Below are 25,543 nucleotides of genomic sequence, written 5' to 3' on the forward strand. Positions count from 1 at the left end.
ACGTCCTCGCCGAACGGGCGGCGCCCCTGGACCGCCTGGTGCCGCGCGCGCCCGACGATCTGGCCCTGGTGCTGTACACCTCGGGCACCACCGGCCGGCCCAAGGGCGCGATGATCACCCAGCTCAATCTGGTGATGAACGTCAGCACCACCATGCGCTCGCCCTTCGACCTCGGCCCCGACGACGTGCTGCTCGGCTGCCTGCCGCTGTTCCACACCTTCGGCCAGACCTGCGGCATGAGCGCCTGCTTCCTGGCCGGCGGCACCCTGGTCCTCATGAACCGCTTCGACGGCCCCGGCGCGCTCGACCTCATGGTCACCGAGGGCTGCACGGTGTTCATGGGCGTCCCGACCATGTACCTGGCCCTCCTCGACGCCGCCGCCCACGACGCCCGCCGCCCCGTCCTCGACCGCGCCTTCTCCGGCGGTTCGGCGCTGCCGGTCAAGGTGCTGGAGGAGTTCCAGGAGGTCTACGGCTGCCCGATCTACGAGGGGTACGGCCTCACCGAGACCTCGCCGGTGGTGGCGTACAACCAGAAGGCGTGGCCGCGCAGGCCCGGCACCGTGGGGCGCCCCATCTGGGGCGTGGAGGCGGAGATCGCCGCCGCCGGCGTCGAGGACCGTATCGAGCTGCTGCCGGCCGGGGAGGTCGGGGAGATCGTCATACGCGGCCACAACGTCATGGCCGGCTACCTCAACCGGCCGGAAGCCACCGCGGCCGTACTGGTCGACGGCTGGTTCCGCTCGGGTGATCTGGGAGTGAAGGACGCCGACGGCTGTCTGACCATCGTCGACCGCAAGAAGGACATGGTGCTGCGCGGTGGCTACAACGTCTATCCGCGCGAAGTCGAGGACGTGCTGGTGCGCCACCCGGCCATCGCCCAGGTCGCGGTCATCGGTGTCCCCGACGACAAGTACGGCGAGGAGGTGTGTGCCGTGGTGCGGACGCGGCCGGGCACGGACCCGGACGCGGCGCTGGCCGCGGACATCGTGTCCTGGAGCAGGCAGCGAGTCGCCGCGCACAAGTACCCGCGCCTGGTGGAGTTCGTCGAGGACTTCCCCCTCGGGCCGAGCGGCAAGGTACTGAAGCGGGAACTCACCGCCCGCTTCACCGGCGGTCGCTGACCTGGCGTGCACGCGCCCTCGCGTCCGGCGCGTGCACCCCTCCCGACCCGGATCAGCGCTCGGCGCCGATCCGGGAACGCTCCTGGAAGCCCGTCAGATCCTCACGCGGTGCCGCGATCACCTGCGCGCTCCGCTCGGCGAGGCAGAAGTGACCGCCGCATCGAGCGGCTCCGTCGCTACCCGTGAGGCTCCGGACACCTGGCGCGCACCGGGCTCCGAGCGCGCATTCCGTCGGGAATTCTCAGCGGCGCCTGAGCACCGCCCGTCTCGCCGTCAGGTCCACACCGATGGCACGCGGTGGTGGTGCACCGGCCTCGCTGTCATGACGTACCCACGCCGTTTCCCTGGCGAGCACCGGATTCCCCATGGCGTGAACCTGCTCGCACCCGGCTCACTGATGCCGGCCACGCCTTCCGGGCGTGGCCGGCATCGGCCGGTGCTATGAGCCGGCAGTTCGTTGTGGGTTGCAGGGTGTGGCGATGCCGAGCCCGAAGCCTGATCCGGTGGTGCGGTCCGACGAGGAACGGTCGTCCCCGGTGGGCTGAGCGTCTCCACTGTCCCCTCCAGGTTGCGGAGTGCAGCCCGCCGACGCGGTCACCCGCACCGCGAACGCCGCCGGCGCCGGCGCCGCTGACACAGTGGTCGACAGGAACGGGCCACCGGCCTGCGGTCGTCTCCTGGCCGGGACATCACGCCGACGGCTGCTACCAGGGCACGGGCTGGTCCTGGTAGTTGAGGAATTTCAGGCCCGGTTCGCCGCTGTGACGGTTGATCGTTTCCACTGCACCCGGGATGGACTGATCGATGGTCAGCGGTGCCTCCGGTCCGCCGAGTTCCGTGCGGACATGGCCGGGGCAGATGAGCAGCAGTGTGTGCGCGGCGTCGGCGTACCGGGCGGCGTAGCTGCGCATCAGCTGGTTCAGGGCGGACTTGCTGGCGCGGTAGACATCCTGACCGCCGTTGGTGTTCAGGCTGAGGCTGCCCTGGCGCGAGGACATGACACCGATGGTCCCGGTCGGCGCGACCAGCGGGCGGAGGGACTCGATCACGCGCATCGGGCTGAGTGCGTTGGTGACCACGACCTCGACGAACATCTCCGTCGGGACGTCGCCGACGGGAATGTTGCCCCGTGTGATGGCGGCGTTGACGAACAGCAGGTCGAGCGTGTGCCCCGCCAGGCGTTCGCGTAGCGTGGCGACCTGTTCCGGCTTCGTCATGTCCAGCGACTCGACGGTGACCCGGCCCCCGGATGCCTCGGCCAGGTCGTGGAGGCCGGTGCGCCGGTCGCCCCGGACGGTTCCGATGACGTCCCAGCCGCGGCGCGCGTACTCGGTGGCGAGGCCGAGTCCGAGGGAGCGGGATGCCCCGACGATGAGAGCGGTTCTGGCGGTCATGCCTGGACCGCCGGCTGGAGAACCTCTTCGCACCACTCGCGGAAGGTCGTCGGGCTCGCGGTCTGACGGGTGCGCGGTACGCCGTCGTCGAGACCGTTGTTCTTGGCGCGCATCATGTCGACGTAGCCCTGTACGAACGCGTCCCCGGTGCCGCGTCCGGCGAGTGCGGCGCGGAAGTCGTCGAGCGTCTGCCGCTCGTAGCGGATCGGGCGGCCGAGCACATCGGACATGATGCGCGCCATGTCGTGCGCCGAAAGGTCCTCGGGCCCCAGCACCGGGACCTCGCCCGTCACCGTCCACGAGCGGTCGAGCAGCAGGCCGGCGGCGGCCGCGGCGATGTCCCGGACGGCGGCCGTCGGTGCCTTGCGGTCGGCGGCGACGGTGCCGGTGAACACGCCTTCGTCGCGGATCGAAGCCGCCTGCCACAGCAGGTTGTCCATGAAAGTCGGGTTTGCCAGCGCACGGTAGGCCACGCCCGTGCTCGCGATCAGGTCGTCCATGGCCAGCGACGCGGTCACGTGCCCGGCGCGGCCGGCGACGGGGGTGCCGCGGCCGAGCGCCGAGACGCCGACGACGTGTCCGACTCCATGGGCCGTGAACGCCTTGGCGGCAGTGCGGGTGAACCCGGAGTACACGGCGTCCAGGCTCGGCGCCCGCGGGTTTGGCGGAGCCAGCCAGAAGACGGCGTCGGCGCCGGTGAAGGCCCGGTCGACGACCTCGGCGTCGCCGTGCGAGCCGGTGACGACGTCGACATGGGCGCGGACCGCGTCGGGGAGCTTCCCGGGGTCGCGCACGATGACGCGCAGCTCCTCACCGCGCGCGGGGGCCTCTTTGAGCAGGATGTCCAGCAGCCGGCTGCCGATCTGGCCGGTGGGAGTGGTGATGACGATCATGTTTCGAGTCTCGGGGCGGCCACCCGCGGCCGTCCAATACCCTTCCGGCACATTGATACCCTCAAGGTATGGATCTCGATCTGCGCAAGCTCCGCTACTTCGTCGCGGTGGCCGAGCACCGGCACTTCGGCCGGGCGGCGGAACAGCTCTACATCGCCCAGCCGGTCCTCAGCCGTCAGATCCGGTCCTTCGAGCGGGAGTTGGGGTGCACTTTGCTCGTGCGGACCACCCGCAGCGTGGAGCTGACCGCCGCCGGGAAGCAGCTCCACGAGGAGGCGCAGCAGATCCTCGCGGCCGTCGCGGCGGCGGTGCGGCGCGTGCACGACGCCGATCAGGCCGTCCAACGGCTCGTGGTCGCCTTCTCCCCCGGGCTGCATGTGTCGGATGCGATCCGGGCGTTCACGTCGCGCCACCCGGACGTCGAGACCGACGTCGTCCCGGCACGCTGGTGGGAGCAGGACGCACCGCTCCGGGACGGCCGGGCCCAGGTCGGGTACCTACGGCGGCCGTTCGACGAATCGGGGCTGCACACCATCCCCATCGGCCACGAGCCCAGGGTCGCCTGCATGCCCGCGGCGCACCCGCTGGCGCGCCGTCAGGAGCTCACCTCCGCGGACCTCGCCGACGAGCGCATGCTCGACGTACCGAGGCAGCGAGCGTCTTCGCCAGACGAAAAGTTCGAGCTCGTCGCCTCCGGACACGGCATCGCACTCATCCCGCGGAGCGTCGCGCGGTCCTACTCCCGCCCCGACCTCGCCCACGTCACCGTCACGGATGCCCCGGGGATCCAGACGTGCCTGGCCGTCCTCGCGGACCGGCGCGAGAAGCTGCTGCGCGACTTCCTGGAGATCGCCACCGCGACACTGCGGACCCCCTGAGCCATCAGCGGCCGCCGTCGGCGGCTTCCCGGCCACTGGCGTGAACACCATCACGATCAACAGCGCCACAGTGGGAGGCGCGGTCCACCGTCCCGCGCCACTTCGCCCTCGACGGCACCTGCCGTACCGGCCAGAACGAGCAGGGCGGCATGCCCCGCCGCCACACCCTCTGGCGAAACCGTGACGCTGCGGGTGTGCGGACCTGCCGTCGCCGACCGTCAGCGGCCCGCCCACCCCGCGGAAATCGTCCTGGCCGCGCTGGTTGTCCTCGGAGCGCCGGAAATACGGCGGCACATCGGCGTACGACCAGCCCGTGGCCCCGGCCGCGGCCCAGCCGTCGTGGTCCGCGCGGTTGCCCCGGATGTAGATCACCGCGTTCATCGAGCTGGCTCCGCCGAACGTCCTGCCCCGGGGCAGGTAGGCCACCGATCCCCGGCTCCGGGTCGGAGTCGAGGTCCCGGTCGAGGCCGGTCCTGAACAACTGGGGGAAGGCGGCCGGGATGTGGATCTCCTGCGCGGCGTCGGGGCCGCCCGCCCCGATCACCGCCACCCGGACCTCGGGGTCTTCCGACAACCGTGCCGCCGCACGGAGCCCGCGGATCCGGCGCCGACGATGACGTAGTCATAGCTGTTCACTCCCTCCCCTTTGGCTGAAGTGGCTGCCGGAGCCGCGGCGGTCGAAGACGAGCGCCTCGCTACCGGTACTGGCGAAAGATGCGCTCCGGACCCACGCCGGCCCCGGGCCATCGCCACCCGGCGCTCTCCTCTCCGATCGGGTCGCCGACCGGCACCGTACGTCGTGGAACTCCCTCTCTCCCTCGCGCCATCGGTGACCGGTCGTTGGGCGATCGGCGCTGCCAGTAAGCCGATACCGGCATCGGTGCCGATCGCGGTCTGCCCCGCGAGTTTGTCGGCCATGGATGCTCCTTGACCGGCCATGGATGTGCCCCGACGGGGACGGGCCTGCTCAGTACGAGCCGTTGTCCAGCGCTGCGGCGATGTCGCGGGCGGCACCGGCGCCGGTTTCCATGGCGCCTTCGATCCCCCCGACGCCCAGCGTCGCGATATCGCCTCCGGCGAAGTGGATGCGCCCGTGGGGCTTACGCAGCTGCGGAGCGGCCTGGGTCAGGCTCCCGGGGCGGTGATGGACCCATGTTCCCTGGGAGTACGGGTCGCCCACCCAGTCGTGGCCGGCTGTCTCCAGTACGTCGATGTCGGGGACGAAGGTCCGTAGCGCGGCCTGCACGCCCTCGCGGTCCTCGGCGCTGAGGGCCGAGGCGTCGGAGGCGAAGCACACGACGAGCGTGTCGCCCTCGTGCCGGTACTCCACCCTGGCGGTATTGACGGGGTTCTTGCCGACCGGGGCAAAGGCGTAGAAGGGCTCGATCTCGCCCCTGACCCTCGCCAGGATCTTGGCGGTCCTCATCGGGTGCCTCCGGTCGATCATGGCGCGCACCGGCGCAGCGACCTCAGGGGTGATCGTCACCTCGCTCAAGGTGTTGAGCGGCAGCGCGACGACGGCCGCACGGGCCCGGATCTGCTCGCCTGCGCGGGTGGTCACGGTGACACCGCAACCGTCGTCCTCGATGGCGCTGACGGGCGTGGACAGGCGGAGTTCGGCGGTCGATTCGCCGAGGACGGCATCGATGAGCCTCCTGGTTCCGCCCTTGATCGGGCAGTGACCGGCGGCCTCCAGGAACGCACCCCACTCTCCGAAGTTCACCGAGGCCCAGAGAAGCATCTGCGCGAGGCCCTGCTCGCTGTAGGAGTGGACCAGCGTGGCCAGCACACCGTCGAGTACGTCCCGGTCGTGGTCGGACAGGTTCAGCGAGTCGAGCCGGCCCGCGAGCGTCTCCTTCTCGATCGCGCTGGTGTCGACCGCGGACACGTCGAACGGCCGGGGGAACCACGTTCGTGCGTCGGCGAAGAACTGGGCCGTGAGGGGAGCGACGGCGCTGTGGTAGTCGGTCTGGTTGCCGGAGTGCACCGTGCCGCCGGCCAGCCAGTGCACGGTGTCGACGTCCAGTGGCCGCGCCAACGGGATGTTGTGGCGCTGGAGTTCACGCCACACGTTCGGCTGGGTCCAGTGCACATAGGTGCCGCCGAACTCCACTTCGCGACCGAAGGCTTCGCCGGTGTGGGTCCGGCCGCCGACCCTGCCGCGCGCTTCGAGGTGGATCACCGAGCGCCCCTCGGCGCTGAGGTCCCGTGCCGCGGTGACGCCGGCGAAGCCGGCACCGATCACCACAACGTCACAACTGTGAGCCATGACCCGCTCCGTTCTGTTGTCCTCGCCCTCCGTGCTCGGCGAGATCCGTATCGCGACCGGCCTGACCAAGAGGCAAGATCCGATCTCGAATCGAGTTCGAGTTTATGACCCACGCAAAGCCTGTCAACCTTGACCGGCACGGAAGTTGAGAGAGCGACTGATACGATCCCGAATCGTGTTCGAGAAGAATCCGGCAATCCAGGCACCAGCCCGCTCGGCGGGGACGCAGCGTCGCGGGGTGGAACGCAGACGGGCCATCCTCGACGCCGCCGAAGACCTGCTCGCCGAGCAGGGCTACGAGGCCGCCACACTCAAGGCCGTCGGCGAACGGGCAGGCATCCCCACCGCCTCCGTCTACCACTACTTCTCCGACCGGCATCAGGTCGACGCCGAACTCGTGCGGCGCCACGTGAACGACCTCGACGCCCTCATCGCCGCCGCCCTGGACAACCCCGGGCCGCGCACGCTTCGCGACGCCGTCGACGCCGTCATCGACCCGCAGCGCGCCTACTTCCGCCGGCACCCGAGCTGCGCCGAGCTGTGGTTCGCGAGGAGCACCGAGACGATCGACGAACTGGTCCGCACCTTCGACGCGTCACAGGCAGACCGGCTATGGCACTTCCTCGTCGAGAAGAACCTCCTCCCCGCGGACACCCCCCCACTCGTCCTGCGGCTCGCCTGGGACGCCGGCAACCGGCTCTTCGAGGTCGCGTTCCGGCGCACCCGGACCGGCGACGCGGCCACGATCGACGAAACCCGACGCCTCATCACCGCCTACCTCCAGACCTACGCCGCGCAAGCGCCGGGGCGACGCGACTGACGCACCGATCCGCCGGGGACCGGCCGCCGGAGAACCGGCGCGCGAGCGGCCGCCTGGACCTGGACCAGGAGGGGGCACCGCTCGCACGGTGACCCCTCCTGGTCCGCGACACCGCCGGCCTGCCGCCGCGCGCCCCGGAGCGCATGTCCTGTCACGACGCGCGCGACCAACCCCTTTACAGCGCGCCCGCCGACGCGAATCGCTGCACCCCTGTGACCCAAGGCGCATCTTCAGCGTCGAGAGGCCGGGAGATCGAGCCCCTCGACGCGCGAGGGCACTCGGTCACGAGTTGACCCTCCTCCTCCCCCTCGCCCCCCACTTCCCCGCCACTACCTCCGCTACCGCCGCTACCGCCGCCCAGAAGCAGCCTGCGCGAGCGTGGCTCCACCCGGCACAGCCACTCACCGGTCAACCCGACCGGACTCCGGAGCGGGCCGGGGCCCGGCTTCCCCGTAAACCGGAGCGAACTACCGCTCGGCGCAGGCCGGATGCCAGCGGAAGCAGCCGCGCAGTGGGTCGATGACGGTATCGACGACGCGACCTTGACGGAGCCTCAGTCAGAGCTAAACTCAAATCCGATTCGAGATCGAATCTCGCGCTCTCGGCCTGCACAGCTGACCGCGACACGTATCTCGCCGCGTACATACGGCGACGGCACCGGAAACGGAGAGGCCATGGCCAACAGGTATGACGTTGTGCTGATCAACGAAGGAATCGCCGGAGCCACCGCATGACGGCCCGGCGGGTGGTCTTCATCGGAGCCGCCGGCGAGATGTGCCGGGTGGCCATCGAACGCTTCGCCCGCGCGGACGGCGACTGGGCACTCACCCTCGCCGACATCCGGCCCGAGATCCTCGAACCGCTCACCACACGGCTGCCGGCCGGACGCGCCACGGTCCGACGACTGGACCTCTACGACCGCGCCGACCTCCTCCAGGTGATCGACGGCGCCGCCCTCGTCGTCCTGGGCGCGGGGCCCTACATCCGCACCTCCGAACCCGTCGTCTCAGCCTGCCTGGAAGCGGGGGTGCCCTACCTCGACTTCGACGACGATGTGGAGAGCACCCGGGCCGCACTCGCCCTCGACAACCAGGCCCAGGAGGCCGGCGTACCGCTCTACATCGGCTGCGGCGCCTCGCCGGGAATGAGCAACGTGCTGGCGGTCGACGCCGCGAGCGAACTCGACACCGTCGAGAACATCGATGTGTGCTGGGTGGTCGGCGACGAACGACCGGCGGTCGGCCGGGCGGTTCTGGAGCACCTGATGCACATCGGTGCCGGCGACTGCCTGACGTGGTCGGGCGGCGGGCCGGTCATGCACGAGTCGTGGGTCGAAACCGGCGCTGCGCCGATGGGCGGCGGTCTGGGCGAGACCCTCCTGTACGAGACCGCGCACCCAGAACCCGTCACCTTGCCCCGCCGCTATCCCACGGCCCAACGCATCCGCTGCCTGGGCGGGCTCGACCCGGCACCGTTCAACGGCATCGCACGCGGCCTCGGCCTGGCCGTCCACGACGGCAAGATGACCGTCCACCAGGCGGTCGGCTTCCTTGAGGACCTCCTCAAAAACCGCATCGGCACCGCCACGGGCTGGCGCCACGCACTGTCCGGCATGATCGGCCAGATCCGCCGCGGCGAGAGCGGCGCGGGCACGATGGCCGCATTCCTCGCCTCATCAGCCCTCCAACGCAGCTACCCCTACCGCGGCGGCCTCCTGGCCCGCGTCACCGGCACACGCAACGGCAGACCGGCCGTGGCCATCCGGCGCACGCCCCTCAGCGGCCCGAGGGCGTACCTGATGCGCAACATGGCCGCCATCACGGGTACTTCCTGCGCCGCGTTCATGGTGCTGGCCCTCGACGACAACGGCACGCGCACCGGAGCGTTCGCCCCCGAAGACTGGGCCGATCCGCCGGCCTTCTACACCGCCCTGGAGCGCGTCGGCACACCGCGCGCCGAGATCGTCGAGTCGGTGCGTTAGGCCCAGCCCGTCCAGGCGGTGCGCTGCCGCAAGGACACTCCTGACCTCAACACCCACCGGGGCGATGCCGCGACCGTGCGCAAGGGCGGGGCACGGCGATGCCCCGGGTGTCCCGGTGCCCGCTGCCGAGGCGGTCGCCGGCCCCGGCGGGGGCCGGGTGGCCGGGCGGCAGCCGGCAGGCACGAACCGGGCGCTCGCCTTCTGCCGACGTCCGTGAAACCGCAACATCGTTGACGCACAGACGAATAGAGGAGCCTGACATGTCCGAAGCCAATGGTGGGTTGACAACTCACGATGTCGCGGTCATCGGCTGCGGATTGATGGGTGCCGCTCTTGCGCGGGCATTCGCGAAGAGCGGGTACTCGGTGGCGGTCTGGAACCGCACTCCCGAACGCGCGGAAGCGCTCGCCGGTGAGGGCATCAGGCCGGTGCGATCCGTCGGTGACGCGGTGGGATCGTCACGACTGGTCGTCGCCTGCCTGTCGACCTGCGCAGCCACGCTCTCGGCCCTCGCCCCCGCCGCCGGCTGGCACGGCACCACGCTGGTCAACCTCGCCAGCAGTACGCCGGACGAGGCCGAAGAGCTGGAGCGCTGGGCCGCGAAGCGAGGTGCCGAGTACCTCGACGGGGCCATCGTCTGCTACCCGCAGGACATCGGCTCGTCCGACGCGACGATCGTCTTCTCGGGCTCGCCCGCGGCCTGGTCGGAGCACGAGCGGACGCTCACGGCCCTCGGTGGGGCGCCGCGTCACGTCTCCGACCAGGTGACGGCCGTCAGCCTGCTGGACGTCGGGGTCATTGGCGCGTTCGGCGTCACCGCACTGAGTGCCTACGTCGAGGGGGCGACCTACGTGCTCGGTCAAGGCGTGCCCGCCGCGGCGCTGCGCGAGCACACCCAGCTGGCCCTCGGCACCCTTCGGCGCGCTGTGGAGGAGGCCGCCGCGGCGATCGCGAGCGGCAACCACCGAACGGACCAGGCGACTCTCGCGACCTACGCAGAAGGGGCACGCGCCGGCCTGGCCGTCATGCGCGGAGCCGGCCACCGGGCCCGGCTCCTCGAAGCGGCCACCGAGAACTTGGCGCTGGCCGAGGCAGCCGGCCTGGGAACACTCGGCTTCGCCGCCCAGACCACGGTCGTCGGCAGCGCCGATTCGGCCAAGGAGGTGTGAGGTGACCACCCTGGGAGTCACGTACTCGGCGTTCACCGGCTGGGTCGATCCCCCCACCGATGTCATGCCGGCGCTTGAGGGTGAGCTCATGTGCGATGTCGCCGTCGTCGGTGGTGGGTACGCCGGCATGGCAGCGGCGCTGCGACTGGCCGAGCGGGGTGCCGATGTCGTCCTGCTGGAGGCCGGGTTCTGCGGCTGCGGGGCGGCCTCGCGCAACGCCGGCCAGTTGACGGGTGCACCGGCGGGCGACCCTCAGCTTCTGAGCACGCTGCACCCGCGCCGCTTCCCTGCCCTCGTCCACTTCGCCGAGGAAGCCGTCCACTTCACCGAGAAATTGATCGGGCGGCTCACCACCGACTGCGAGTACGAGCCGACGGGCAATGTCGGGGCCGCCGTTTCCAAGGGACAGCTTCGGAAGGCGCGGCGCAACGCGCGGATTCTCCACACCGCGGGGGCCGGCGTCGAGTTCGGCGACGGCCACGATCTGGGTCTGCCGGAGGGGTTCGTCGGTGGCTTCCTGGAGCGCCTCGGGGGGCTGTTGAACCCCGGGAAGTTCGCGCTCGGTCTCCGCGAGGCACTCCTCGGGTCGGGTGCGAGGGTGTTCGAGCGGACCGCCGTGCGCGCGGTGGAGCCCAGTCGCGCGGGAGTCGTCGTGAGCGTGCCGGGAGGCCGCGTCCGTGCCGAGCGGGTCGTGCTCGCCACCAATGCCTACTCCCACGACCTCGCGAGTGCCCCGAGGCGGCTGGCCACACCCCTCTGGGTCAGCATGGCCGAGACCGAGCCGATCAAGCCCGAACGCCTGGCGGCGACCGGCTGGACGAGCCGTTCCGGCATCGCCACCCAGCACCTCCTCATGCAGAGCTACCGTCCCACCGCGCGCGGCACGATCATGTTCGGTGTTCGCCGGCTCCAGCCGGCACGGGGAGCGCTGGGTGCTCGTGAGCCGGACCCCGCGGTCGTGGCGGACCTCGCCCGCGGCTTCTACGACCGGTTCCCTTCCCTTCGCGACGTCGCGCTGCAACGGGCGTGGGGCGGGTGGGTCGCGCTGACACCCTCGTGGCTGCCGGTCGCGGGAGAAGCGACGCGGAACGTCTTCTACGCCATCGGCTGCAACGGCCACGGCCTCGCCCAGGCCCCCTACCTCGGCACGCTGCTCGCTGACCGGCTCGCCGGCGATGAACTCCACGACGACCTCGGCGCCGTCTGGCGAGCGCGGCCACGGTTTGCTCCCTCGCTGGTCCTCAACGCTCCGACACTGCGAGCCGCTTGGGCGATCGACCGGATGTCGGACCGCCTCCACAGCTTCAGGGGCTGACGTCCGTACCGCCGGGGCCTCTCCTGTCCATCGAGCCGGCGCGTCCGCCCGCACCGCGGACGCCCCGGCCGGACACCTTGGGCAACAGCCCACATGCCGGCTGCCGTCGTCCTCGGCCGGGTCCTCGGCGCGGAACAAGCTGACGGAGGGGCGGGGGCGGAGAGTTCGCCGTGCCGGAGCAGGTGGGTGCCCTCCTCGACGGAGAGAGGGCTATGACCAACATTCGAGCCGGACTGACCGGCGTCCCCGCGCGGCTGCCCCGCGGGGACCCGTCAGCTCCCTGAATGGCATGCACCCCAACGCCCTTGGAGTTCAGGTGGCCCAGAGGACCCTGGCCAACACCGGGAGGGCCCGACCCGTGATCTCGACTCGCCTCACCGAGATGTCCGGAGTGGTCCATCGGATCGCCTGCGGCGGACCGACCGGCGTGGGCACCATCGGGCCGGTGCCCTACGCAGCCGTTGTCCCGGCTCAACCGACGACGCTGCGACAGCGATCGAGGTCGAACTCAACGTTTCGGCAAGGTTCCTGATGAAGATTCAGCAAGGTTCCCTGATGAAGAAGGGAAGTTGACGTGCCTGAATCCAACGGTGGATCCACGACCGATGGCGTCGTGGCCATCGGCGCCGGATTGATGGGTGCCATGGGCGCGGACGTTCGCACGAGGTGGGTACGGAGGTGTGCGATGACGTCCGTCGGAGGCGCCTACCCGGAGTTCGGCTGGGCAGACCCCCCGACCGGTGTCACGGCGGCACTCAAGGGATAGTCACAGACATGCGAACCACGGGATACACAGCAACAGAATACGGCGAGGTCAGCGTGCTCGTCGGCGCTGAACTGGGCGCCTACCCGTACAGCAACTCGCTGCTCGTACGTGGCGCGACGGAATCGCTGGTCGTCGATCCGTCGCTGTCGCTCGTCGAAGCGGCACCACCCGCGGACGTGGTCCTCGTAAGCCATGCGCACGAGGACCATATCGCCGGTCTCGGAAGCTACGAGGTGCCGGTCCACATCCACGAAGGCGACCTCGACGCGCTGCGCTCCCGCGAGGTACTGGTCGCCGGGTACGGCTTTCCGCCCGACGCGGCCGACGCGGCCGACAAGGGAATGCGGGACCAGTTCCACGTGCGGGGACGTCCGGAGGCGATGGGGCTGGAAGACGGCGCCGTGTTCGACCTCGGCGGGCGCACCGTGACCGTCGTGCACCTCCCCGGCCATACCGCAGGCCACAGCGGCTTCCTGATCGAGCCGGACGGCTTCCTGTTCGTGGCAGACATCGACCTGACGTCGTTCGGTCCGTACTACGGTGACGTCGGCAGCAGCCTCGTGGACTTCGAGGCGTCGATGCGCCGGTGCCGCGAGATCGACGCGCGCTGGTACGGCACGTCTCACCAGAAGGGCGTGATCGAAGGCGCCACGGAGTTCCGACGTCGGCTCGACGCCTTCGCCCGCGTGGTGGAGAAGCGGGAGGCGGCACTCCTCTCGTTCCTCAACGAGCCCCGGACCGTCGAGGAGATCGCCGAACACCGGCTGGTCTACCGGCCCCACGTCGAAGGGCCACACGTGAGGCCGGTAGAGCGGAGGACGGCGGTACAGCACCTGGACCGGTTGATGAGCGGAGGGCTGGTCGCGGAGGCGGAGGAGGGACGATTTCGCGCGACGTAGGCCCGCGACGGCGGCTCGGGTCACCCGCGGGCGATTGCCCCAGAGCTGAACCCGAGGGGCACTGCGTGGAGGTGGAACGTGCGCGCCGACTGGTCGCGTGGGTGGGTGCAATGGCGGTGGGGGCTTGGCCCTGCCGCGGCGCTCGAAGCGCCAGGCAGACAGTACTGGTGCGATCAACTCCCAGCGGGCATCGGCCGGCGGAGCCGCTCGACAAGGATCTCGGCGTCCTGGTTTCGTGGCAGCGGTGGCCCGGTGTCGCGTCAACATCCCGCACCTTGAGGTCAGCGAGCCCGACGCCTACTGGCGGGCGACTGCGCCCCTGCCGTCCAGAAGCAGCCGCCGATGCCGGCCACCCGTACCGGGAGGCTGCGGCGGCGCAGCACGCCACCGCCGAACGCCACGCGGGTACAGCGCCGTCGGGCGGCAGCCCGCCCCGGCCGGGGACTTACGCGATCACCGGACACGCCCGGCCAGCTCCACACAAGGTCCCTTCCGCACATGAGGAAGGGACCTCGCCATGTGCCGTGTTCGGCTGGCTTGGACTTGGCGATCTTCTTGATCTCGCGCCGCTCGGGCAGGGTGAAGGTCTTCGGACGGCCGCCCTTGTGCTTTGGGTAGAGCGAGTTGAAGCCGTCGGCGTTGACGTTGTGGATAACGTCCCGGACCCGGTCTGTGCTGGTGAAGGTCACCTTGGCGATCTTCGCCACGGGCATGCCCTGCGCGGACAGCGGAAACATCTGCGCCCGCCGCCAGGTCACCACCGGCCCGGAGCCTCTGCGGATGACCCGCAGCAGCCGTCGGCCCTCGTCATCGTCGATCTCACGCACCCGCACTCGTTCTGCCACCGCAACAAGCCTGATGGCACGGTGTTCAGGCACGTAGCGGGATTCTGGAGGTCTCCTTCCTGGCGCGGCGGCGGACACCGATCGGTAGCTGTGGGGCAGACTGCTCGATCTCTTCCCACTCGGTCGATGTGACGTCGACGTCTGTCTCGGTCACTTGGTCCCGGTTCGCCAGTCGCAGTTCGACCTGTCGGCGGAGGGCCGCGTAGCGCACTGCGGCTGCTCGGTGGCGCGAGGCGAGTTCGGGATAGTTCCAGACCAGTTGCCCGGCACTGAGCGCAGCCGTCAGCAGGCTGGAGGCTCCGGCTGCCACACGAACCCCGCTGAGGCCGGAGGCCGAGAGAGAGGCGAAGAGCGTTGTACCGACGACTGCGGACAGCATGGCTGTGGAGATCCCGGTGACGCGGTTCCAGTGATGGAACCGCTCCGAGGCGATGTTGTGAGCCACATGGAGCATCTGTAAGCCCCGGGCCCAACGCTCCAGTATCTCCACGTGGTCCGGACCACCGACACCTTGCACCACGTGCCCCCCGACTCGACAGCCGCGCCCCGTGCGCACCCACCATCCCGCCCGACTGTGAAGCGACTGTCAAGAGTGCACCGCAGGCCGCCGTCTCGTCGTGGGGCATGTCGCCGTACATCAGGTCCCCCAATTGCATTGCCCTGCAAGGCAGAGGGCGAACATTGCCTGATGCGGCACCAGGCAGTACGCACGGTCTCAGGCCACTGACAGGGCGGAGCTGCTGCACGATGTCAAGATGCTCAGCTGCAACTTCGGCCCGCGGGAAGCGGGGTGGGAGTCGGGCGTCTTCGACCATCCACCCGAACCCCTCGCGAACATCCCGCAGCAGCTCACGCTCGAAGACGTCGTGTGACCAAGGCCCTCAGACACCACAGCCAGGGCCGGATCCTCGGTCAGCCACGCGAGCAGGACGTTGCACTCGAAGCCATTGAGGCCGACGGAGATGCCGGCGAACAGCTGGTGGAGAATCCGCAGCAGGACGTCGCGGCGCCGGGGCTTGTCACGCCGCTCGTACAGGCAGCGCCGGCACAGCCGGCCCATCGGGACGAACCGTGGGTCCTTGGGGCGCGCATCCGGCTGATGAGGTCGCCCGCCTTGACCGGATCGCCGCACAGGCCGCACATGGTGTCCACGCCGGCTGACGTGACCGTACGGCGCACGGGCAGCTGACCGATACCCTCAGGCCGCCGCACCCGCGGCCACCGGTCGGGCGGGGCGATGCCGGCGGCAGGTCAGAAAATGCCCTCCCCGCTGACGACGGGGTGCTCCGATGGAGGGCAGCAGCGACGACGCGCTCCAAGGTGCCCTCCGAAGGAGCGGGCGGGCCTCGCGGCTCATGCGGCTCGGAGTTCCTGGACCGTGCCTTTCGACAGGCCGACGCGCACCAGGGCGGCTGCGAGTCGGGCGTGGTCGTCCGGCCGCACCAACCGCCCGAGGCCGTCGGGAGTGTGCGGCAGTCCCAGACTCTTCGCCGTCTCACAGGTCCTCTCGTCGAAGAAGGGGCGCAGGTGTGGCCAGACGGCCTGGGCCTCCCGGCAGAAGATGTTCGCGCCGACCGGGCCGATCCTGGGGACCTCCCGCAGCAGCTCCTGGAGCTTGCCACGGTCGCCGCCGGATTCTTCGTGCATCCGCCGGAGGTCGCCGTGCCAGCGTTCGAGCACCATGTCCGCCCCCCTGCCGAGAGCGGTGGCGGTGCTTTCGTCGTAGCGGACGTAGTGGGCCCGGCCCAGCGCGTCCACCCGGTCCTGCCAGTCGGAGCCCGCCATCGCTCGTGGCGTGCGGAAACCCGCCGCGAACAGTTCCTGGGCCGCGTGCGTAGCCGTCTCGGCCTTGATCCGGATGGCGCACAGTGTCGCGAACACCAGCAGCTGGTACAGCGGCGCGGGTTTGTCCCGGAGTGTGATTCCGGCTTCCGCGGCGTATGTCTGCCCGTGTGCGGACAGCAACTCGGAAACGATCTCGTCGGACTTCATGAGGGCTCGCATTCTCCGGACGTGGTCGTCGTCACTGACGGACCGCATCAGTCACTGACGGACCGCATCCCCGTGGTGCCGTCGCGGGGTCCGTCCTCTCCTGGCGGTGGGAGGGTGAAGACCCCATGGAAGGCCCACCGTCCGACGTGGGCCGGTGCCCGCACGGCGATCCCTCCTTCGCTCTTCTGCGACTCGCGAAATACGGGAGTGTGGAAACGGGCGCTGGGCGCGCACGGCGGGCGGCGGTACCACGCGCGGCGGGCGCGCGGGCGCCGCTCGGCCCGGCACGGGCCGTTCCTTCAACGATAAATTCCGCTGACGGCATGCGCACCGCGGCCGTCGCGGAGAGCAGTGCGCGCAGGAACCGGTCGGTTGTGCCCCGCGCCACGGTGCGGAGACGCCGCATCGCTGATTCGGGGCCAGTCGCCTGTCGGCGCGCTACGGGTGCCGAGCCGTCGGGAGAACGTGGGGGGCGCGCTGGAGCGGCCGCTCGTCGCACCACCACAGGGAGGCGGACGAGGACGGGACGTGGCGGTCTACCGGTGATCGGCTGCGCTTCCGGGCCGGATGGAGCGGTCGAGGAGGCGGACGGCGATGTCGATGGCGCGGTCCGCCCGTGCGCGGTCCCCGGAGACGAGGAGATCGAGCTGAAGGCCCCGCACCTGCGCGAGGACAAGGGTGGACAGAGCGGAGGCTTCCTCGGGCGGCCAGCCGTCCGCGGCGGGCCTGGTGGCCCGCGCCACCAGCCGCCCGGTCGCCGACTACATGCACGAGAAGCTGTGCGAACCGCTCGGCATGACGTCGGCGGGCTACTGGCTGCTGGACCCCGCCGGGAGGGAACTCGCCTTCGCCGGGCTCAACCTGACCGCCCGCGACTTCGCCAGGCTCGGCGAGCTGTACCGCAACGACGGTGCCTGGCAGGGCCGGCAGGTCGTACCCGCGCAGTGGGTGCGCGACTCGGTCACCGCGACCGCGCCGCACCTTCAGCCCGGCCGCCCGCTGACCGGCGGCCAGCACATCGATCTCGGCTACGGCTACCAGTGGTGGATCCCGGCCGGAGACCGTGGCGAGTTCAGCGCGATCGGCGTCTACAACCAGTTCGTCTACGTCGATCCGGTCAGCCGGACCACCATCGTGAAGCTCTCCGCCAACCGCCGGTACGGGACGTCCCCCGGCGAAGCCACCAACCGCGAGATGGAGACCGTCGCCTTCCTGCGCGCGATCGCCCGGCACGGCCACTGACCCACGGGCCGGACCCCGATGGCACGCGGGCGCTGTGTCGTGTGTGTGAGGGGGGCGTGAGGAGCGGGTCGGCCGGGACGGCGCGGTGCTGGCAACGCGTCAGGTCCCGCCATTCCAGGGTGAACGATCAGGAACGCATGCCCGTACCGCTGCGCGCTCCTGGCCGGGGCTGTCCGTGTCGGGCGTCGCCCGGCGGTCAGAGGCTGGTGAGCAGGCCGTCGAGCGGGGCGGGTGTGCGGTCGGGGTCGAGGGCCTCGACGAGGACACGGCCGTAGTGGATCTTGCGGCCTTTCTTTGTGCCGAGGAAGCGCCGCAACTGCTGCGGTGAGGTGCGGCCCTGCTGTGCGGGCTGACGCAGGAAGGTCCGCAGGGCGCGCGGGTCGCCCTCCGCCCGGACGAGCTCCGCCACCCGTGTCACGCCCAGCGCGCGGATGAGCTCGTCCTCCAGATCCGCCGCGCAGACGAAGAACTCTTGCGGTGCCGTATCGGCCCGCGCCAAGGCGCGGGCGTAGTAGGGCCGCTCCGCCTCGTCGCACAGTCCCGTGAGGCGGAGGCCCAGGCCGGTAGGCCCGAGAAGGCGGGCGAAGCGACCGACGCTCATCGCACCGCCCATCGACAGGACGCAGACTCCTTCGGCCGCCAGGTTCCGGCCGCGGCTCGTGGCCAGCGCGCCGACCGCCGCGGCGTCGCTCAGCCCTTCGAGCAGGACGACGGCCCGGACGGGCAGCCGCCCGGCCAGTTCGCGCGCGCCGTCGCCGGGGCCACCCGCCGCCCACGCGGCGACCGCCTCCCGGAACGTCTGCATATCGGCCATGAGGCGGAGTCTCCACCCCTTCCCGGCCACCGCACCAGGGGATTTCCGAGGGCGCGTCGATCGGCGGTGTGCAGCCGGTCCGAGGCCCCAACACGGCTGACCGGTACGGGATTTCCTCCAGTCGGTGCGCCAGGGGGACGCCGATTCCCCGGCCTCCAACTCCTCGGAGGCGGGGAAATGGCGCGGGGCATGGAAGTGGAGTAGGGCGGTGGCAGCCGTGCTTCCGGGACGGCTCCCCCGCACGGGACCCGTCCACCTCGCTCGTCTCCGGCGGTGCGTTCATGCCGGACTCACTCGGCAAAAGCGGGCTTCCGCACTCAGGAGTTGGACGGTGTCCTACGTGGCCGGTTCGAGGCGTCCGTGCCGGGGCTCAAGTCGCGGCCCCGTCCCCCGTCCCCCGTCCCCGGCCGCCGGTCAGCCGAGGCGGGTGAGCTTCGCGGTGAACGACGGCTCGACGAGGCTCTGCTGGAGTGCCACCGGTACCTTCACCTCGCCCTGACCGCTGCCCGCCGTCAGCAGACCGACCTCCGTACCGGCCTTCGCCGCGTGCGGGAGCTTCTTTCCGCCGTCGGTGAGCTTCAGTCGCACGGCCGCGGCGGGCCAGCCGACGACCGTCATGTCCGCGGTCGCCACGACCGGCGTCCGGCCGCCGAGCCCGTCGTCGATCGCGCCGACGACCTGGCCCTTCTTGACCACCGTCCGCTCCGTCAGTTCCTTGCCCGCCGCCAGGATGAGCTGCTTGCTGTGCTCGGTGGCGGTCTCGATGATGTTGGGCTTGTGCTGCCCGAAGACCGCGCCGACGATCAGCTGCGTGGTCGGGCCCACCTTCTTCTCGGCGGCGAAGAGCAGATTGCCGCCCGCCTTGGTGGTGGAGCCGGTCTTGATGCCCACCACACCGAACATCGGCACGAGCTTGTTGAAGTTGTACTGCGTCCGCGTGGTGGGGTCACCGGGGCTGCCGGTGCCCGACGTCGTGGTGGCGGTGTAGCTCGTCATCTTCGCGATCTCGCGGAACGCCTCGTCCGTCATCGCCTTCTTCGCCAGTTTCACCTGGTCCTCGGCGGTGCTGACCGTGGTCTCCTTGAGCCCGCTCGCGTCGGTGTACGTCGTGTTGGTCATCCCGAGCTCCTTCGCGGTCGCGTTCATCTTCTCGATGAACGCCTCCTCGGAACCGCCGGTGTCCCAGCGGGCGAGCAGCCGGGCGACGTTGTTCGCGGACGGCAGCATGACGGCCTCCAGGGCTTCGCGCTGGGAGATCTGCTGCCCCTTCTTGACCTCGACGACCGACTCCTTCTCCTTACGGCCCTGCGTGTAGTCGTCCTCGGCCTTCTGGTCGACGGCGAGGGACGGGCCCTTCGCCCCCTTCTCCAGCGGGTGGCCCTTCAGCACGAGGTACGTGGTCATCACCTTCGCGACACTGCCGATCGGCAGCGGCTTCATCTCGCCGAACGCGCCCATCCGGCCGAGACCGTTGACGTCGACGACCGCCTGCCCCTCCGTCGGCCACGGGAGCGACGGTCCGGCCCCGTCGAACGTGTGCGTCTCCTGCGCGGTGAGCACCGCCTTCGGGTCGGGCAGCGGCCGTACCGCCTGTACGACCACGAGGCCGACCACGAGCAGCGCCGCCAGCGAGCCCCATATCTTCACCCGCCGGGCGGCCGTACGCATCGGAGTCTCGGGCGGCGCCGGGGTGTTGGTCAGCTGCGCCAGGAGGTCCAGCGGCGGCTGGGCGTCCGGTTGCGGGCGCCCGGTGTCCGGGACCCCGGCCGCCGGGCCGGCAGGCCGGCCGACGGGGGGCGCGGCCGGCGGCCCGGTGAGGGCGGGGCCGCCGGCCGCGGTGCGGTTGCCCAGCGTCGGCGCCTGCTGGTCCACCGCTCGCCAGGCGGGCCCGGCGTCCGCTTGCCGGGCCACCGGTGCGCCGCCGCCCGCTCCCCCGCCCGCTCCCCCGCCCGGTCCGTCTCCGGCGGCCGGAGCGGACGCGCCGCTACCGGGGACGGCCGGCGGACGGGACCCGGCCGGGCCCGGCGACAGCGGCTGCGGAGGCTTGGCCGGCGACACCGGCTGCGGAGGTTTGAGCGGTTGTGGGTCCGTCGACTTCAGCGCCACGAACCGGCTGGTCCGCTCCGCGTCCGACGCGTCGTCCGACGGCGCGGCCGGGCGCTTCGGCACGCGTACGGGCAGCGCCGACGGCCTGGACTCGGCACCGGTGCGGGCGGCCGCCCCCGCGTCGGCCCGTACCGTGCCGACGGCCCGTACCGCCCCGTCGGCGCCGTCGGATTCCGCGCGCCCGGCTTCGGCCGCGTCCTCGCGGGTTTCGGAGCCTGTGCGGGTCTCGGTGGCCTTGCCGGTCTCGGTGGCCTTGCCCGGCCCGGTGGCCTGGCCGGGCTCCCCGTTCTCGCCGGCCTTGCCGTGCGTACCGATCGTGCCGGTCTCGGCGCGATCGGCGGCCTTGGCGGCCTCGGCAGCCTTGCCGACCGCGCCGTTCGTACCGGTCGTGTCGGCCCTGCCGGTCTCGCCGCCCGCGCCCGCCTTGCTGTCCCTGCCGTCCTTGCTGTCCTTGCCGTCCTCGCCGGGCGCGCCGTTCTCGGTCCCGCGGCTCGTCACGGCCCCGCCGCTCGTCACAGCCCCGGCCCCGGAGGTTCTGTCTCTCGGCGTGAACGCCCAGGAAGGGACGGCCTTCGCGGCGTCACGACCCGTCGCATCGCGACCCGCCGACTCACGACCCGTTGTCTCGCGGCCCGCGGAGTCGCGGTCCGCTGGCTCGTGGCCCGCGGACCCGCGCCCCGCGGAGTCCCGGTCCGCCGGACCGTGGCCCGCTGACTCACGCGGCGCCACCTGTGGGACATCGTCACGTCGCCGAGGGGATTGGTCCCCCGTCAACTCCCCTGACGACTGCTGCTCTTCCGGTCTGCCAGGGGATGCGCCCGCCACCGTGTCTCCTTCGTCCCTTGCCCTGCTGCCTGGTCGGTGTCCGCTGCTCCGCAGAAGAAGTGGATCACCGAGCTGCTAGACGGGTCGAAACACGTGATGGTTCCGGGAGAGAACACGCCGTATGTAATGAATTGACTCCCACTGTGGCGCAGGTGTCCGGTGACACGGTGCGGGGCCCGGCGCGATCGTCCGGACGGCGGTTGCCGGGAGCCCCGGCGCGCGGCGGGCCGTCGTCGGAGATCAGCCGAGGGAGAGGGATTTGAAGGCGCGGGCCTGGTCGGTGATGGCGCGCTCGGTGGGCAGGCGCTCCATGGAGGAGGCGCCGAAGAAGCCGGCGATACCGGAGGTGTGGTCCAGGATGTAGCGGGCGTCCGCGGGTTCGGCGATCGGTCCGCCGTGGCAGAGCACGATGATGTCCGGGTTGACCCGCTTGGCGGCGTCGTGCATCTCCTGCACGACGGAGGCGGCCTGGTCGAGGGTGAGGGCGGTGGCGGCGCCGATGGCGCCCTTGGTGGTGAGTCCGACGTGCGGTACGAGGACGTCCGCGCCGGCCCGTGCCATCTCGGCGGCCTGGCCGGGGTCGAAGACGTAGGGGGCGGTGAGCAGATCGCGCTCATGGGCCTGGCGGATCATGTCGATCTCCAGGCCGAAGCCCATGCCGGTCTCCTCCAGGTTCGCGCGGAACGTGCCGTCGTACAGCCCGACGGTGGGGAAGTTCTGTACGCCGGTGAACCCGACGGCCTTCAGCTGGTCGAGGAAGTTGCCCATGATCCGGAAGGGGTCGGTGCCGCACACCCCGGCGAGCACCGGCACGTCCCGTACGACGGGCAGGACCTCGCCCGCCATCTCCAGCACGATGGCGTTGGCGTCGCCGTAGGGCAGCAGGCCCGCCAGCGAACCCCGGCCGGCCATCCGGTACCGGCCGGAGTTGTAGATGATCAGCAGGTCGACGCCGCCGGCCTCCGCGCATTTGGCGGACAGACCGGTGCCGGCGCCGGCGCCGATGACGGCGTGGCCGGCGCTGACCTGGTCGGTCAGGCGGGCCAGGGCTTGCTTGCGGTTCACGGGTGGCTCCTGTTCGGTCGGTACGGGGTTCAGGCGTGCGCGGTCGAGCGGTCCTGCGCGGTGATCAGCCGGTGGAGGTGGTCGGCGGCGGCGACGGCGAAGGCCTGGTCGTTGAGGTGCGCGTCGATCTCGTGCAGGGCGACGGCGCTGTCCGTCAGGGCCGCGCGCAGCGCCGCGAGGCCGGCCCGGTCGGCGGCCGGGTCGTGGAAGGGGCCGTCCGGGGCGTCCACGGCGGAGACGCCGCCCAGCGGCCAGAAGACCGCCGCCGGGCCGCGCGCCGCGGCCAGCTTCTGCCCGATGGTGGTGCCGAGCACCGCCATCTCCTCGGCCGTGGTGCGCATCAGGGTGACGGTGGGGTTGTGGACGAGCAGCCGGCGTTCGGCGAAGCGCTCCGGGACGGTCTCCGCGGGGCCGAAGTTGACCATGTCCAGCGCGCCCGGGGCGATGACCTGGGGGATGCCCGCCCGGCCCGCCGCGGTGAGCCGGTCGGGCCCGGCGCTCAGCACGCCGCCGACCAGTTCGTCCGCGAGTTCGGTGGTGGTCAGGTCCAGGACACCGGCGAGGAACCCGCCGGCGGCGAGCTTCTCCAGGGCCCGGCCGCCCGCACCGGTGGCGTGGAAAACCAGGACCTCGTAGCCGAGGTCGTCCAGGCGCCGGCGGGCGGCGTCGACCGCCTCCGTGGTGACGCCGAACATGCTGGCGCCGATCAGCTTGCGGCCCTGCGGCTGCGGATGGTTCAGGCTCCGCTCGTGGTGGGCGGCCATCCCGGCGGCCGCGGCCACCGCGTTCCCCAGGATCCGGGAGGAGACGGAGTTGATGCCCGCGACGTCGACGACGCTGTACATCATGGTGAGGTCGCTGCTGCCCACGTACGGCGCCACGTCCCCGCCGGCCATGGTGGAGACCAGCAGCTTCGGTACGCCGACGGGCAGGGCCTGCATGGCACGGGCGGCGATGAACGAGCCGCCGCTGCCGGCCACCGCCAGCACCGCGTGCAGCCGCCCCTGCCGGTACAGATCGGCGACGACCCGCTCGACGCCCTCGGCCATCGCCGCCACGGCCGCGCCGCGGTCGCCGCCCGCCCGCAGTGCCGCCAGGTCGTGCCCGGCGCGGCGCGCCACGGCGGCGGCGTCGATGTCACCGGCCGGTGTGCTGCCGCCGGCCGGTGGCGGCAGCACACCGGCGTCGACGGTCACGACGTCGCAGCCGGACGCGCGCAGCCGCGTCGCGAGCCACGCGTACTCCGCTCCCTTTGTGTCGAGTGTCCCGACCAGCACCACGGTCGCCATGTCCTTGCTCCTTTGAACGGACGGTGCTCCCGATCCTGCGTCCGGCGCCGGCGGGCGGCAAAGACCACTTGGGGGCAATTGGCCTGCGGGGCGCCGGCCGGCCCGGCGCCGTCCGGGCGGGTGATGCGCGGCGGGGGATCATGGGGGCATGGACCGGATACCGTCCACCCGCCTGTCGCGTCTGCTGACCGGGTGGTCCAAGGGCGGCACCGAGGCGCTGCCGCGGCTGCTGGCGGACGCGCTGCGCGAGCTGGCGCAGCGCGGCGATGTGGCGCCCGGCACGGTGCTGCCCTCGCAGCGCGCCCTCGCGGCGGCGATCGGCGTCAGCCGCTCCACGGTGACGGCCGCGTACGGCCTGCTGGAGGCCGAGGGGTGGCTGGAGAGCCGGCAGGGCAGCGGGTCCCGGCTGCGGGGGTCCGGGGCGGTGGGCGAACCCGCGACCGAGGGACGGCTGGCGAGTTTCGGGACCCGGGACGGTGGCATCGATCTGTCCAGCGGCGCGCTGGACGGGCTGCCCGCGGTCGCGGCGGCGGTCGGCGCCCTGTCCGCCCGGGACCTCACGGCCGCGCTGGCCGGTGACGGCTACTTTCCGTACGGGCTGCCGGAGCTGCGTGCGGGCATCGCCCGGTATCACCGGTCCGCGGGCCTGCCGACGTCACCGGAGCAGATCCTGGTCACCGCCGGGTCCCAGCAGGCCGTCTGGCTGATCACCCAGGGGCTGGTCGAGCCCGGTGACACGGTGGTCGTCGAGGACCCGACCTACCGCGGCGCCCTGGAAGCGCTGCGGGCCCGCGGGGCCCGGCTGGTCCCGCTGCCGGCGGACGCCGCCCCCGGCGAGGGTCCCGCCGCACTGGCGCGGCTGGCCGGTCACGTCCGCCCGCGCCTGGTCTATCTGCAACCGTCCGTCCACAACCCCACCGGCCGCGGTATGGGCGAGCACACCCGCCGGGCCTGGGCGGCCGCACTGGCCGAGCACGGTCTGTACACGGTGGAGGACAACGCCTACGCGGAACTGTCCCTGCGCGACGACACCGCGCCCGTCTCCCTCGCGGCGCAGCTGCCGCCCGCCGCCACCGCCACCGTCGGCACCCTGTCCAAGCTCTTCTGGGGCGGTCTGCGGCTGGGCTGGATACGCGCTTCCACCACCGTCATCCGCCGCCTGGCCGACATCAAGAAGTCCGTCGACCTGTCCTGTCCGGTGGTGGACCAGATGCTGGCCGCGCAGCTGCTCCGGCAGCTGCCCGAGGCGCGCGCCCGGCGCCGCGCCCAGCTGCGCGAGCGGCTGGCGGAGACCGAACGGCTCCTCGCCGACCGGGCGCCCCGCTGGCGGTGGGAGCGCCCCGCGGGTGGCTCCGCCCTCTGGGTGGAGATCCCCGGTGCCGACGCCGAGGCCACCGCGCAGCTCGCCCGCCGCGCGGGGGTACTGATCGTCCCCGGCCCGGCCTTCTCCGCCGTCGACGGCTTCCGTCACCATCTGCGGCTCCCGTTCGCCGACCGCGACGGCGGCCTGGCGCGGGCCCTGCCCGTCCTCGTCGACTGCGCGGAGCGGAGCCGCCCCCCGCACTGAGCGCGAGGGGCGGCGACCGGGTACGGGCCAGGTGCCGGGGTTTACCGCTCGGTCCAGGTGAACGCCACGCTGTCGCCGTCGGCTGTCCGGAACCGGCAGCCGCCCACCGGTGTGGCGACACCGTTGACGGCGATGTTCCAGTACGCCTCGGAGCCGCCCGTATGCCCGGCGATGGACGCCACGAGGTGGTCGTCGAAGGACGCGTACCAGGTGTCGTCCCAGGTGAAGCCGGCCGCGTGGGGCCGCACATCGTGCGTCCGTTCCCCTATGCCCACCAGACCCGCGGCCGG

Annotated in this window: 21 protein-coding genes and 2 pseudogenes; 10 read left to right on the forward strand and 13 right to left on the reverse strand. The window is 71.5% G+C overall.

Annotated features, from left to right (window positions below; translation table 11 throughout):
* Window positions 1-1,124 (forward strand): AMP-binding protein (locus ACLJWH_RS37075; RefSeq protein ID WP_411146205.1); only part of this gene is annotated, 1,124 nt, incomplete at its 5' end.
* A 704-nt stretch (window positions 1,125-1,828) separates the two neighbouring features.
* On the opposite strand, the gene ACLJWH_RS37080 is transcribed toward ACLJWH_RS37075, so the two are convergent.
* Window positions 1,829-2,518, reverse strand: coding sequence for an SDR family oxidoreductase (locus ACLJWH_RS37080; RefSeq protein ID WP_411146206.1), 690 nt, complete (start codon window positions 2,516-2,518; stop codon window positions 1,829-1,831).
* The gene (locus ACLJWH_RS37085; protein ID WP_411146207.1) at window positions 2,515-3,411 is read right to left on the reverse strand and encodes an NAD(P)H-binding protein; all 897 of its coding nucleotides are present in this window, start codon (window positions 3,409-3,411) and stop codon (window positions 2,515-2,517) included. The genes ACLJWH_RS37080 and ACLJWH_RS37085 overlap by 4 nt, the downstream gene beginning before the upstream one ends.
* 68 nt (window positions 3,412-3,479) lie before the next feature.
* On the opposite strand from ACLJWH_RS37085, the gene ACLJWH_RS37090 reads away from it, so the two are divergent.
* Window positions 3,480-4,289: a LysR family transcriptional regulator gene (locus ACLJWH_RS37090; protein ID WP_411146208.1), complete on the forward strand. Its 810-nt coding sequence runs from the start codon at window positions 3,480-3,482 to the stop codon at window positions 4,287-4,289.
* 171 nt (window positions 4,290-4,460) lie between these two features.
* Here ACLJWH_RS37090 and ACLJWH_RS37095 read toward each other — a convergent pair.
* Together ACLJWH_RS37095 and ACLJWH_RS37100 are read right to left on the reverse strand one after the other, a co-directional pair.
* A pseudogene (locus ACLJWH_RS37095) lies at window positions 4,461-4,715 on the reverse strand (GMC family oxidoreductase N-terminal domain-containing protein); the annotation flags it as partial.
* Window positions 4,716-5,256: 541 nt separating this feature from the next.
* Window positions 5,257-6,558 carry a flavin monoamine oxidase family protein gene (locus ACLJWH_RS37100; RefSeq protein WP_411146209.1) on the reverse strand — a complete coding sequence of 434 codons (1,302 nt, stop codon included), beginning with the start codon at window positions 6,556-6,558 and terminating at the stop codon, window positions 5,257-5,259.
* A gap of 238 nt (window positions 6,559-6,796) precedes the next feature.
* Between ACLJWH_RS37100 and ACLJWH_RS37105 the strand changes: the two genes are divergently transcribed.
* The 5 genes from ACLJWH_RS37105 to ACLJWH_RS37125 all read left to right on the forward strand — a co-directional run bounded on the left by ACLJWH_RS37105 (window position 6,797) and on the right by ACLJWH_RS37125 (window position 13,508).
* Window positions 6,797-7,378 carry a TetR/AcrR family transcriptional regulator gene (locus tag ACLJWH_RS37105; RefSeq protein WP_411146210.1) on the forward strand — a complete coding sequence of 194 codons (582 nt, stop codon included), beginning with the start codon at window positions 6,797-6,799 and terminating at the stop codon, window positions 7,376-7,378.
* Window positions 7,379-8,108: 730 nt separating this feature from the next.
* Window positions 8,109-9,359, forward strand: coding sequence for a saccharopine dehydrogenase family protein (locus ACLJWH_RS37110; protein ID WP_411146211.1), 1,251 nt, complete (start codon window positions 8,109-8,111; stop codon window positions 9,357-9,359).
* A 260-nt stretch (window positions 9,360-9,619) separates the two neighbouring features.
* Window positions 9,620-10,528: an NAD(P)-dependent oxidoreductase gene (locus ACLJWH_RS37115; RefSeq protein WP_411146212.1), complete on the forward strand. Its 909-nt coding sequence runs from the start codon at window positions 9,620-9,622 to the stop codon at window positions 10,526-10,528.
* 1 nt (window position 10,529) lies between these two features.
* Window positions 10,530-11,843, forward strand: coding sequence for an NAD(P)/FAD-dependent oxidoreductase (locus ACLJWH_RS37120; protein ID WP_411146213.1), 1,314 nt, complete (start codon window positions 10,530-10,532; stop codon window positions 11,841-11,843).
* A gap of 774 nt (window positions 11,844-12,617) precedes the next feature.
* Window positions 12,618-13,508, forward strand: coding sequence for an MBL fold metallo-hydrolase (locus ACLJWH_RS37125; RefSeq protein ID WP_411146214.1), 891 nt, complete (start codon window positions 12,618-12,620; stop codon window positions 13,506-13,508).
* A 515-nt stretch (window positions 13,509-14,023) separates the two neighbouring features.
* Here ACLJWH_RS37125 and ACLJWH_RS37130 read toward each other — a convergent pair.
* Window positions 14,024-14,353 (reverse strand): annotated as a pseudogene (locus tag ACLJWH_RS37130) (helix-turn-helix domain-containing protein); the annotation flags it as partial.
* Window positions 14,354-14,378: 25 nt separating this feature from the next.
* Window positions 14,379-14,843 (reverse strand): SLATT domain-containing protein, encoded by a 465-nt coding sequence (locus ACLJWH_RS37135; RefSeq protein ID WP_411146215.1) that lies wholly within the window; start codon window positions 14,841-14,843, stop codon window positions 14,379-14,381.
* A 378-nt stretch (window positions 14,844-15,221) separates the two neighbouring features.
* Between ACLJWH_RS37135 and ACLJWH_RS37140 the strand changes: the two genes are divergently transcribed.
* On the forward strand, window positions 15,222-15,542 hold the full coding sequence (locus ACLJWH_RS37140; RefSeq protein WP_411146216.1) for a hypothetical protein: 321 nt from the start codon (window positions 15,222-15,224) through the stop codon (window positions 15,540-15,542).
* A 164-nt stretch (window positions 15,543-15,706) separates the two neighbouring features.
* Here ACLJWH_RS37140 and ACLJWH_RS37145 read toward each other — a convergent pair whose 3' ends face one another.
* Together ACLJWH_RS37145 and ACLJWH_RS37150 are read right to left on the reverse strand one after the other, a co-directional pair.
* The gene (locus ACLJWH_RS37145; RefSeq protein ID WP_411146217.1) at window positions 15,707-16,345 is read right to left on the reverse strand and encodes an endonuclease; all 639 of its coding nucleotides are present in this window, start codon (window positions 16,343-16,345) and stop codon (window positions 15,707-15,709) included.
* 536 nt (window positions 16,346-16,881) lie between these two features.
* Window positions 16,882-17,007 carry a hypothetical protein gene (locus ACLJWH_RS37150; RefSeq protein WP_411146218.1) on the reverse strand — a complete coding sequence of 42 codons (126 nt, stop codon included), beginning with the start codon at window positions 17,005-17,007 and terminating at the stop codon, window positions 16,882-16,884.
* 16 nt (window positions 17,008-17,023) lie between these two features.
* Here ACLJWH_RS37150 and ACLJWH_RS37155 point away from each other — a divergent pair, with 16 nt between their 5' ends.
* Complete coding sequence (locus tag ACLJWH_RS37155; protein ID WP_411146219.1) at window positions 17,024-17,587, forward strand: serine hydrolase domain-containing protein; 564 nt, start codon at window positions 17,024-17,026, stop codon at window positions 17,585-17,587.
* A gap of 196 nt (window positions 17,588-17,783) precedes the next feature.
* On the opposite strand, the gene ACLJWH_RS37160 is transcribed toward ACLJWH_RS37155, so the two are convergent.
* The 4 genes from ACLJWH_RS37160 to ACLJWH_RS37175 all read right to left on the reverse strand — a co-directional run bounded on the left by ACLJWH_RS37160 (window position 17,784) and on the right by ACLJWH_RS37175 (window position 23,686).
* Complete coding sequence (locus tag ACLJWH_RS37160; protein ID WP_411146220.1) at window positions 17,784-18,401, reverse strand: TOPRIM nucleotidyl transferase/hydrolase domain-containing protein; 618 nt, start codon at window positions 18,399-18,401, stop codon at window positions 17,784-17,786.
* Window positions 18,402-18,815: 414 nt separating this feature from the next.
* Window positions 18,816-21,005 (reverse strand): D-alanyl-D-alanine carboxypeptidase, encoded by a 2,190-nt coding sequence (locus ACLJWH_RS37165; RefSeq protein ID WP_411146221.1) that lies wholly within the window; start codon window positions 21,003-21,005, stop codon window positions 18,816-18,818.
* A 567-nt stretch (window positions 21,006-21,572) separates the two neighbouring features.
* Window positions 21,573-22,397: a phosphoenolpyruvate hydrolase family protein gene (locus ACLJWH_RS37170; protein WP_411146222.1), complete on the reverse strand. Its 825-nt coding sequence runs from the start codon at window positions 22,395-22,397 to the stop codon at window positions 21,573-21,575.
* Between the two features lie 29 nt (window positions 22,398-22,426).
* Window positions 22,427-23,686 carry a Tm-1-like ATP-binding domain-containing protein gene (locus tag ACLJWH_RS37175; protein ID WP_411146223.1) on the reverse strand — a complete coding sequence of 420 codons (1,260 nt, stop codon included), beginning with the start codon at window positions 23,684-23,686 and terminating at the stop codon, window positions 22,427-22,429.
* A 148-nt stretch (window positions 23,687-23,834) separates the two neighbouring features.
* Here ACLJWH_RS37175 and ACLJWH_RS37180 point away from each other — a divergent pair, with 148 nt between their 5' ends.
* The gene (locus tag ACLJWH_RS37180; RefSeq protein WP_411146224.1) at window positions 23,835-25,253 is read left to right on the forward strand and encodes a PLP-dependent aminotransferase family protein; all 1,419 of its coding nucleotides are present in this window, start codon (window positions 23,835-23,837) and stop codon (window positions 25,251-25,253) included.
* Window positions 25,254-25,294: 41 nt separating this feature from the next.
* Here the strand turns inward: ACLJWH_RS37180 and ACLJWH_RS37185 are convergent, their stop codons facing one another.
* Window positions 25,295-25,501 (reverse strand): DUF4430 domain-containing protein, encoded by a 207-nt coding sequence (locus ACLJWH_RS37185; RefSeq protein WP_411146225.1) that lies wholly within the window; start codon window positions 25,499-25,501, stop codon window positions 25,295-25,297.
* Between the last annotated feature and the right edge of the window lie 42 nt (window positions 25,502-25,543).

Origin of the sequence: Streptomyces sp. x-80, from assembly GCF_046549095.1 — a bacterium.
Lineage (GTDB): Bacteria > Actinomycetota > Actinomycetes > Streptomycetales > Streptomycetaceae > Streptomyces > Streptomyces celluloflavus.

Bases quoted from the DNA above. Each gene is read 5' to 3' on its own strand.
- ACLJWH_RS37080 (WP_411146206.1), bottom strand. From the start codon at position 2,518: ATGACCGCCAGAACCGCTCTCATCGTCGGGGCATCCCGCTCCCTCGGA.
- ACLJWH_RS37085 (WP_411146207.1), bottom strand. From the start codon at position 3,411: ATGATCGTCATCACCACTCCCACCGGCCAGATCGGCAGCCGGCTGCTG.
- ACLJWH_RS37090 (WP_411146208.1), top strand. From the start codon at position 3,480: ATGGATCTCGATCTGCGCAAGCTCCGCTACTTCGTCGCGGTGGCCGAG.
- ACLJWH_RS37100 (WP_411146209.1), bottom strand. From the start codon at position 6,558: ATGGCTCACAGTTGTGACGTTGTGGTGATCGGTGCCGGCTTCGCCGGC.
- ACLJWH_RS37110 (WP_411146211.1), top strand. From the start codon at position 8,109: ATGACGGCCCGGCGGGTGGTCTTCATCGGAGCCGCCGGCGAGATGTGC.
- ACLJWH_RS37115 (WP_411146212.1), top strand. From the start codon at position 9,620: ATGTCCGAAGCCAATGGTGGGTTGACAACTCACGATGTCGCGGTCATC.
- ACLJWH_RS37125 (WP_411146214.1), top strand. From the start codon at position 12,618: ATGCGAACCACGGGATACACAGCAACAGAATACGGCGAGGTCAGCGTG.
- ACLJWH_RS37145 (WP_411146217.1), bottom strand. From the start codon at position 16,345: ATGAAGTCCGACGAGATCGTTTCCGAGTTGCTGTCCGCACACGGGCAG.
- ACLJWH_RS37160 (WP_411146220.1), bottom strand. From the start codon at position 18,401: ATGGCCGATATGCAGACGTTCCGGGAGGCGGTCGCCGCGTGGGCGGCG.
- ACLJWH_RS37175 (WP_411146223.1), bottom strand. From the start codon at position 23,686: ATGGCGACCGTGGTGCTGGTCGGGACACTCGACACAAAGGGAGCGGAG.
- ACLJWH_RS37180 (WP_411146224.1), top strand. From the start codon at position 23,835: ATGGACCGGATACCGTCCACCCGCCTGTCGCGTCTGCTGACCGGGTGG.